Origin of the sequence: Pseudomonas sp. GM24 (assembly GCF_000282235.1) — a bacterium.
Lineage (GTDB): Bacteria > Pseudomonadota > Gammaproteobacteria > Pseudomonadales > Pseudomonadaceae > Aquipseudomonas.
The window spans coordinates 1-9,427 of sequence record NZ_AKJR01000264.1 but is presented as its reverse complement, the minus strand read 5'-3'; the positions used below and the strand labels follow the sequence as shown (position 1 = coordinate 9,427).

Here is a 9,427-nt window from a genome sequence, read left to right as displayed (position 1 = left end):
GCGGCAGCTCCTACATGGGATTGACGTTCACCCTGTAGGGGCTGCCGCAGGCTGCGATCTTTTGCTTTTCAGGTAATCACGATCGGCATTCAACCAAGCCTTTCACCTGCCCGTCGGACGTCTGATTATCATCCGACAGCCACTGCTCGAACCCTGCCGCAATCGCCGGCCACTCGCCATCCAGAATCGAGTACCACGCGGTATCGCGGTTCTGTCCCTTGACCACCATGTGCTGGCGGAACACGCCTTCGAAGCTGAAACCCAAACGCTCGGCGGCGTACTTGGAGCGGGCGTTGCCGTTGTTGCATTTCCATTCGAGGCGACGGTAGCCGAGGTCGAAGGAATATTTGGCCAACAGGTACACCGCTTCGGTGCTTCTCGGCGAGCGCTGCATCGGCGCACCAAAGGTGACATGACCGATTTCAATGCGACCCTGGGCCGGGACGATCGACATCAGGCTGAGGATGCCTTGCACTTGGCCGCTGGTGCGGTCAACGACGCTGAAGAAATACGGGTCGCTGGCGGCCGCGTGGTTGTTCAGCCAGGCGTCGAAAGTGCTGCGCTCCGGAAAAGGTCCATAAGGCAAGTAATCCCAGAGTTTCGGGTCGGCGCCGGGGCCTTCGAGGGCGGCGAACAGTTCGTCGCCATGGCGCGCCGGGTCGAGTCTTTCCAGGCGAATGAAACGCCCTTCGAGCAGCGTGGCAGTGGGGGCGGGGGCGCCTTTCCAGTCAGCCAGTGAAGTGGTCATGCAGGTGTCTCCTTAAATGGCCTTGCGAAACTGGATGAAGCCCGGGCGTTCAGCGATACGCTCGTAGAGCTGGATCGCAGTGGCGTTGGTTTCGTGGGTCAGCCAGTGCACTTTGCAGCAGCCGTCAGCCTTGGCCGTGGCGTAAACGTGTTCGATCAACAGACGACCGACACCGCTGCCACGGGTTTCCGGCACCACCAGCAGATCCTGCAGGTAGCAGGAGTTTTCGATGCTCCAGTTCGAGCGATGGTAGATGTAATGCACCATGCCCACGGCTTTACCGTCGGCCCACGCCAATGCTGCGTGGGTTGGTTCACTCGGGTCGAGAAAACGCTGCCAGGTACTTTCCGTCACGGCTTGCGGCAGTTCGCTGTTGTAGAAACGCAGGTAGGCCTGCCACAGCGGCAGCCACGCGGCGCGGTCGGCGGCGCTGACCTGGCGAATGTCGATCTGACTCATGGTGATTTCCTTAGCGCATCAATCGGGCGAGGGTTTGATCATTGATTTCCGGGCTGACCGCCAGGCCTTCGCGCACGCCGGCAATGTCTTCGGCGCTGCGGTTCTGGCTGAGTTTGCGCTTGCCTTCGAGGCGGTCGATGGGAATGGCAAAACCGACGATGGCCTTGAGCATGCCGTCGATGTAATCGGCGGGCGCGTCGGCGACGGACCACGGTTGCGCGCGGCCGGCTTCATGACGGTCGGTGAGGGTGCTGACGATGTCGAGCAGACGTCCGCCATCGCTGAAGGTTTCGGCGTGACCATAGGCGTGCACGGCGATGTAGTTCCAGGTCGGCACGACTTTGCCGTGCTCGGCTTTGCTCGGGTAAAAGCCCGGGCTGACGTAGGCATCGGCGCCGGCGAAGATCAGCATGGCCTCGGCGCCGTCGCGCAGGTCTTTCCACTGCGGGTTGGCGCGGGCCAGGTGTCCGTACAGCGTGCCGTACTCGCCTTGTTCGCAATGTAGCAGCACCGGCACATGGCTGGCCTGCAAGCCACTTTCGCCGTGGGTCACCAGAATGGCGAGGCGGGTGGCGAGGATCAGCTCGTGCAGTTGGGACAGGTCTTCGATGGCAAAGGCGCGCGGTGTGTACATGGACAAATTTTCCTTGGCGAATGCCTGCATCGTAGGCAGGCTATTGGTCTGTTGTAAGAGCCATTGATGACCAATTTCATAGGTCCATTGCCATGCCCGATTCGCCAACGTTGTCCATGCCATTCAACCCTGCCGGTATCGAGCTTGATCGGCGCCAGGGCTTGAGTCGCCAGCTCTATCAGGCGTTGCGCCTGCGTGTGCTGGATGGACGGCTGGCGAGTGGTACACGGTTACCGGCCAGTCGCGATCTGGCGGCGGCGTTGGGGATCTCCCGCAACAGTGTGGTGCGCGCCTACGATCAACTGTATGCCGAAGGCTTTATTGAGGGGCGGGTAGGGGATGGCACCTACGTCGCCCAATTGATGCCCGTGACGACCCCAACGAAAAAACTATCCACAAAAGTATCCACAGGGTTTTCAACAGGCTTACCCACAGCCTTATCCACAAATTGGCTGGATTTACCTGTGATTCCATCCAGTAAAGTTATCCACAGTGATAATTTTTCGCGCATTGAAAAGAACCATTTGGCCCGACCCCCGAGTGGTCCGCCGCGAGCATTCAGGGTGGGTGTTCCGGCGTTTGATCTATTCCCCTTCGAGGTGTGGGCCAAGCTGAATGCGGCTTTCTGGCGTAAACCGGATCTGGAGCAACTGTGTTACGGCGATCCGTCCGGCGATGCGCGCCTGCGTGCAATGATCGCTGCCTATCTGCGCAGTTCGCGCGGCATGCAGTGTTCACCTGAGCAAATTGTGATCACCAGCGGCGCACAGCAAGGCATTAGTCTTTGTGCACAGTTGCTGGTGGCGCCGGGCGACGGTGTCGCGATCGAAAATCCTGGCTACCGCGCGGCCGGTCATGCGTTCGCTGTGGCGGGCGCTCGTTTGCACGGTATTGCCGTGGACGAAGAGGGCATGGATTGCTCGGCGCTGTCGGCCACCGGGGATTGTTGCGTGGCGTATGTCACGCCCTCTCATCAGTACCCGACCGGCGTGGTGATGAGCCTGGCGCGACGCCTCGAACTGCTCGCCTGGGCCGAGCGCTGCCAAGGCTGGATCGTCGAGGACGATTACGATGGCGAATACCGTTACACCGGCGCGCCGCTGGCACCGTTGGCGGCACTCGATCGACAGGGCCGCGTGCTGTATGTCGGCACTTTCGGCAAGGTCGCGTTTCCGGCGCTGCGCCTTGGGTATTTGGTTTTGCCGCCGGGGCTGGTGGATGCGTTCTCGCAACGCCGGGCGGTGGATGTCCGGCATTCCGAGGTGAGTACGCAGGCGGTGATGGCTGAGTTCATGGCGGCCGGGCATTTCCAGCGGCATATCCGGCGCATGCGCCGTGCCGCGCTGAGCCGGCGCAACACCTTGCTCGACGGTTGGCCAACCGCCATCGCCGGGGTGGGTGATTTGCCCGCCGTCTCTGCTGGGCTGCACCTGACCGTGGCCGTGGACAGCATCGAGCGCGAGCAGCAGTTGATTGCGCAAGCGGCTGGCGTCGACGTCGAGATCAACGGCTTGAGCAGTTACTGGCTGCCGGACTCGACGACGCCGCTGGACCAGCGTGCCGGGCTGGTCCTGGGCTTTGCCGCTGTCCCTGAACCGGCAATCAACGCAGCGTTGGTCCGGTTACGGCAGGCGTGGAAGGCATGAGAAACAGTGCCTTCGCCGATTTGTCGGAAATGCCGCTGCGATGGATGTCGATCAGCGCCTGATTGTTCAGAAAGCGCGGCTCATAGGCACCTCCCATACGCCGCTGCGCCACGGTTTTCATATGGCCGACGGGGAAGGGCGCGACGGGCGCCTCTGCACTGCTGTAATGGAAATGTGCGTAACACAACACCTTGTTGGTGTGGGCGTCGCGTACTTCGTACTCGTCGAGGAAATCCCTGGCCTGACCTTTGAGCCTGCGTCGCGTCACGGTTTGTGCAATCCGGACTTCGCCCTTGTCCTTGAGCCACTGCACTCCTGCGGCAGTCGGTAGCTGTTGCTTGACCATGCCGATACGGGTGCTGGTACCTTTTTCTTCAAGTTTATTGGCAGCGTCGTCAAGCTTGTGGCCGAGTTCTTCGGTCGGCTTCTTGAGGTCGGCTGTCAGGTTGCTCGCAGTCAATGCTTCATCGATTGCCGCGTTGGCTTCCCGCAGGACGGCCGCATGCGTGTGGTATTGCTCCTCGACCTCGACAGGGATCCGCCGTCCTCGTTTGAGCTGTGCTTCGATACGTCGGTGAAAGCGGGCCAAACCGTCGATCAGGGCCTGACCTTCACGAACGCTGCTGCTCAGGGAGGGGCGGGCCTTGGGCGGCTGGGGTTTCGCCGTGCGCTGTTCGACCCAGACACCAGGCGATTCCTCCTTGAACGTGGCGATGACCCCTGTCAACGTGGTTCGGACTTCCACCAGGTCGGTATCCGGGCCTTCGAGGCTCTTTTTCCGTTCGCCGACCACCGTGCCCCTGGATTTGGTTTTGATGATCCGTCGCGTCGATGAAGAGGCTGATCTCGGTCTGGAAGGCCCCGGCCCCGGTTCCAGCAAGTGCTTGTAGCGCAGCAGTTCGACCAGTTTGCTTTCGGTGCGGGCCTGGAACGCGCTCACCCGGCTACGTACATGCTCCAGGCGTGCGGTATTGATCTGCTCGGGGTAGTCGATCAGCAGATCGCCAAAGCGTTGATTGATGGCAGAAAATTGTTCGGCCACATTGTTCAGGGCATCCGTGCGTTCGCGCAGATTTTCGAGGCTTTCATCCGCGGTCAGATTCAACGTGCTCTGGATACTCAGCGCGGCGTCTTCGATAAGACTGCCCAGCGTTTTATAGGCATTGGCGGTGTCCGCCGTGGCAGCGGCCTTGATGCAGATTTCCTGGCCGAGACTGATCTGCAACAGTTTGAGGTCGTTCAGTTCATATTTCGGTAACGCCTCGCGATAGGTTTGCAGCACCTCGACAGCTTTTTTCCCCAACAACTTCAGTTCGTCAAAACGGCTCTGGGCCATCTCCATTTTTTCAATGATCGCCTGGGTCTGATCGGTCATCTTTTCGAAGGTCTGAACAAACGCCTGTACGGCGAAATCACCTTCATTGGCCAGCATTGTCTGCATTGTCTTGAGGTTGGCCTGGAACTCTGTGGAGTGCAGTTCGAGCCATTCCTGGCCGAGAAAAAGCTGCATCTCCAGGCGCTGGATCATGACGATGCGGTAGTTGGGAATGGGCTCCTTCAGATGCAACGCCTTGATTTGTTCAATGTTCGCGCCGTACGCCTTGTGCTGTGCGTCGAGTGTCGCCAGATACTGCTCGCGCGCCGGTGCCCGGGTTTCCCCGAGCGCATTGCTCAAGGCGTTATGGTCGGCGTCACGCTGAACCTGCTTGGTTTGCATCGTTGCATCGAATGCGCTGATTTCGGCGGTCAGTTGCCCGGCATCCATTTTGTTGACGTCTTGAACAGCCTCAAGGGCGCTGTCGAGTCCGCCGCCGCGCAGGCGCAATCGAAGGTCTACCACCCATTGACCGTTGGCGGTGCGAGTCAGCTGCGGCCCTTTACGCGGCGGTTGCTGACGTGAGTCGATGATCTGCACCTCGGCGTGCTCATTGAACATGACTTCGAACCAGCGCTTGCCGACGGGGGCGAACCATTGTTTCTGGCGGGGATAAAGGTGCCTGTGCGTACCCTCCCTGGCGGCGTCGCCGATGCCTCTGGGTTTGGCGATCTGTAAACTGTCGAGCAGCGCTGCCAGTGCGACCGGGGATCGTTTCAGAGCAGTGAAGGGGTTCACCACCATCTCATGCGCGATGGGCAGTGCAGTGCTGGAAACGTCCGGCAGCTGCAAAGGTTTGCTGACGACGAGGTCGGTGGTGACGGTGGGGGTCGGTTCTTCCTGCGAGATCGACTCGCTGATTGGCTTGTCGCCCATTGCTGCGCGATGGGCGAGGACCATGCCCAAGGCCAGAAGAATGTCGGTGAGGGCCGTCCAGGCAATCTTGCCGGATTGCTCATTGGCCACATCGCTGATTTCTTGCAGGTCGTCCATGATCTGCCAGATCCACGCCGCCGTGCCGACGCTGCGCCCGAGGAACGGCAAGGCGGCGTTGAACAGCATCCAGCCGCCGTGTTTAAGCGTGACCCAGCGTGCTTCTGCGTCAGAGACCGATTGGCGGTCGGCCTGGGTGATGACTGCCTGCACGTTGCTGTTATGCAGGGTCGCGAGTACATCGTGGTTAATCGTTGTTGTCGCCAGTGCAACGGGGCCGGACATGTCGAGGGCGGTCAAAGGGTTCACCAGCAATTGCGGGATCGTCCAGACAGAAGGCAATCGGGCGGTGAAGACGAACTGGCTGTAGTCGAAGCGCACGTCGTCCGGCAACCAGGCCAGGACCGACTCGCGCAGATCCCGTGAATGCTGGATTTCGTACAGCAGGTTGGCGTGCGAGGGAAATTGCATCAGTGCCTTTTCGAACAGCGGTCGATAGAGCAGACACGGCCCCTTGTCCGTCTCGCGCGGGCCGATGACGAACATGTTATTGACGGTGTCCGCCTGTGAGCGGCTGCGATGGGCAACGAACCCCAGCGGGCGAATGACGATTTCATCGCGATCGACATAACGCTCATCGCTGGTGTTTGCCAGCGCGGCCACCACATAGCGATAACCCTGCTCAGTGATGCCGGCCTTGCCTTGTATTTTGTGCTGCAACGCCAGCAGCGGCAGTTCGATGGGCAACTGGCTGGTGTAGAGCGCTTGCAGTGCCGACGCCTGCTCTGTGTCGTCAATCAGCAGGTTTTGCAGGTACGCCGGGTAGGTCTGGCCGATATCGACGCTGCTGACCAGTTGTTCCAGGTAGCTTGCAGTCATCCACTCAGGCGCCGCGCCGCCATCCTTGTAACCAACGGTCTTATTGCCTGCTGGCTGCCCAGCGAGGTTTTGCAGGGCCAGCTCGATGAGCGACAGCGTCTGGGTCTGCGTGTTACCCGGCAAGACGAATGTGCCCCAGACCACCAGGCTGGTGATGCTGATTTCGATGTCATCGATCCTCACCTCGCCGACCTGCGGATGATCCTTGGCGATCTGTTGTTTCAAGGCATCACGGGTGAACGCTTGCAGGCTGATGACTTCGCTCTGAAATGATTTTCCCTTGTTCGTGTGCTGCACCATGGTCAGATCCAGCAGGTGCCGGCTGTAACGGGTTTGATCGGCGGGAGAGGCGTTGTCGAGCCAGGCTGGCAGCATCGGACGCAAGAGATCGATGTGAGGCTTGAGGCGCGGTGTCGGCTCGCGGGGATTGCCGACAGTCCCGGCGTGCGGATAAAGCTCGCTGGAACTCGAGCCCTGGAAATAATTGATCGCGCCCAGCGCTTCTGCTTCCAGGGCAACCAGTGTGCAGGCCTGATAGTCGAAGAAATCGCCCTGCGGTTCGACCAGTCGCCATTTCAACCCGGTCCCGGAGGCACCTTTCCAGTAACGACGCGGCAGGGCTTCTCCGAGCTTTGCCAACGATTCAAAACACTCGAATCCTTTAAGCACCGAGTGGGTCATGATCAACGTACGTTTGTCGTGGGTGCCGATCAGTACAGCCGTATCGAGCAGGCTCACGTGGTTCTGCTCGTCGCCCTCGCCGCGGTCAAGATCAATCAGGCAGGCGCGGGTCTTGTATCGGTCGGTGGGCAGTCGTTGGTGTTTATCCGGGAACGTGTAAAGCGCTTCGGCCATGGCGCGCTGGTCGGCGTCCCAGTCCGGGTTCGCGTCGATCTTCCACAAATTGCGCAAGGCTTGTGACAACTGCTGCCAGCGCGGCTGCCCCGGATAGGTGAAATCGTCCCAGTAATTGACCTGCTGTTCCTTGTAGGCGATGAACAGCAACGGTGCCAGTTCATTGAGCAGCTTGCCGATTGCGCTGATTTTTACCGGCAGCTGGATGGCGGACGGCAGGTCCGGTTGCAAGGTCAGATAATGCTCACCGTCGAGATACGCCACCGTGGTGCCGGAGAGGCCCAGACGTACCAGAGTGTCGGTCAGCGATTCGATCAGATGGCGACCGGGGACCACTTGATCATTCTCAATGACCCAGGTCGGTCTTACGACCACGGCCAGTTGCGGGTCGAGATTGAGGTCGGGATACAACGTCCTGAGCGCCGGGTGCAGCGTTTTCGACGCGACTTCTCGCAGCGAAGGGCCGGTCACCAGTTGGGTCACGACATCGACGGCGCTGGGCGAAGGGATTTCGGGCATGGGCAACTCCTGTTCTGATGGCCGCGCCGAAAGGGCGACGGTTCCGGGCAAGGTAGAAGCGGGCTGCGGCGCGCGTGCGGTACATACATATTGCGGGCGAAAAAAGACCCGCCTGGGCGGGTCTGGTTTTTACGGTTGCGACGGGACTGTGGTTATTGTTCGAAGCCTTCCAGCACGTTCACTGCGTTGATGCCGATTTCCTCTACAGCGTAACCGCCCTCCATGACGAACAATGTCGGTTTGCCGAGTGCAGCGATGCGTTTGCCCATCGCCAGATAATCCGGGCTGTCGAGTTTGAACTGCGAGATCGGGTCATCTTTGAAAGTGTCGACACCCAGCGACACGACAATCACGTCGGCGCCATACCGCTCGATCTCGTTGCAGGCCTGATCCAGCGCCGCACTCCATACCTCCCAGCCAGAGCCGGCGGGCAGCGGATAGTTGAAGTTGAAGCCTTCACCGGCGCCTTCGCCACGTTCATCGTCGTAGCCGAGGAAGAACGGGAATTCCGCCTCCGGATGGCCGTGGATCGAGGTGAACAGCACGTCGCTGCGCGCATAGAAAATCGATTGCGTGCCGTTGCCGTGGTGATAGTCGACATCGAGGATCGCGACTTTTTTGTGACCTTGATCGAGGAAAGCCTGCGCGGCGATGGCGGCATTGTTGAGGTAGCAATAACCGCCCATCAAATCGCTGGCGGCGTGGTGTCCCGGTGGGCGGCACAGGGCGAAGGCACTGCGCGCGCCACGCTGGATTTGCGCTTGTGCAGTCAGGGCAACCTGCGCCGCGCTGTAGGCCGCTTGCCATGTACCGGCGGTGATCGGTGCGCCGCCGTCGAAGCTGTAATAACCGAGCTGACCATGCAGGCTGGTCGGTTTGATTGCACGCAGGGTGCGCGCCGGCCAGGTGTAGGGCAGCAGATCACCGTCGGTGTTGAACTCAGTCCAGCGATCCCACGCGCCTTTGAAGAAGTCGAGGTAGTCGCGACTGTGGATACGGGCGAGGGGTTCCAGGCCGAAATCTTTCGGTGCCTCGACCGGGCCGAGATTCTGGTTTTTAACGCGCTGCAGCACATGGTCGGCGCGCGACGGCATCTCGAAGCACGGCTTGAGCTGGCCATCGATGAGCTCGCAGCGGCCATGGTGCAGGTGGTGATCGTCCGAGTAGATCGTCAGCATTTGTTGTTCTCCGCAGGGCTGATTCGGTTGCCACCAGTGTTGCGGCGTGAGGCGAATCGGAAAACGGCAGGAAAGGCCAAAAGGGGATGGATATGGCCAAAAACACTGACCGAAATTGCCCCTTTAGGATCAAAAGATCGCAGCCTTCGGCAGCTCCTACGCCGATCCCTTGTAGGAGTTGCCGAAGGCTGCGATCTTTTG

General features: G+C 60.1%; 6 protein-coding genes. 1 reads left to right on the top strand and 5 read right to left on the bottom strand.

Features of this window, described 5'->3' with window-relative positions:
- Positions 1 to 76: 76 nt before the first annotated feature.
- From PMI23_RS25920 to PMI23_RS25910, 3 genes are read right to left on the bottom strand one after another with little or no spacing between them, the layout of a single operon-like run.
- On the bottom strand, positions 77 to 748 hold the full coding sequence (locus PMI23_RS25920; protein ID WP_007950215.1) for a GNAT family N-acetyltransferase: 672 nt from the start codon (positions 746 to 748) through the stop codon (positions 77 to 79).
- Between the two features lie 12 nt (positions 749 to 760).
- Positions 761 to 1,207: a GNAT family N-acetyltransferase gene (locus PMI23_RS25915; RefSeq protein ID WP_007912089.1), complete on the bottom strand. Its 447-nt coding sequence runs from the start codon at positions 1,205 to 1,207 to the stop codon at positions 761 to 763.
- A 10-nt stretch (positions 1,208 to 1,217) separates the two neighbouring features.
- Positions 1,218 to 1,841 carry an FMN-binding negative transcriptional regulator gene (locus tag PMI23_RS25910; RefSeq protein ID WP_007950214.1) on the bottom strand — a complete coding sequence of 208 codons (624 nt, stop codon included), beginning with the start codon at positions 1,839 to 1,841 and terminating at the stop codon, positions 1,218 to 1,220.
- Positions 1,842 to 1,933: 92 nt separating this feature from the next.
- Between PMI23_RS25910 and pdxR the strand changes: the two genes are divergently transcribed.
- On the top strand, positions 1,934 to 3,487 hold the full coding sequence (pdxR, locus tag PMI23_RS25905; protein WP_007912093.1) for a MocR-like pyridoxine biosynthesis transcription factor PdxR: 1,554 nt from the start codon (positions 1,934 to 1,936) through the stop codon (positions 3,485 to 3,487).
- Here pdxR and PMI23_RS25900 read toward each other — a convergent pair.
- Both PMI23_RS25900 and PMI23_RS25895 read right to left on the bottom strand, forming a co-directional pair.
- A complete protein-coding gene (locus tag PMI23_RS25900; RefSeq protein WP_007950213.1) occupies positions 3,444 to 8,048 on the bottom strand; it encodes a dermonecrotic toxin domain-containing protein in 4,605 nt (1,534 codons plus the stop codon). The two genes, pdxR and PMI23_RS25900, sit on opposite strands and share 44 nt — an antisense overlap.
- Before the next feature lie 152 nt (positions 8,049 to 8,200).
- Positions 8,201 to 9,226, bottom strand: a complete 1,026-nt coding sequence (locus PMI23_RS25895) for a histone deacetylase family protein (protein ID WP_007912098.1) — start codon at positions 9,224 to 9,226, stop codon at positions 8,201 to 8,203.
- Positions 9,227 to 9,427: the final 201 nt, after the last annotated feature.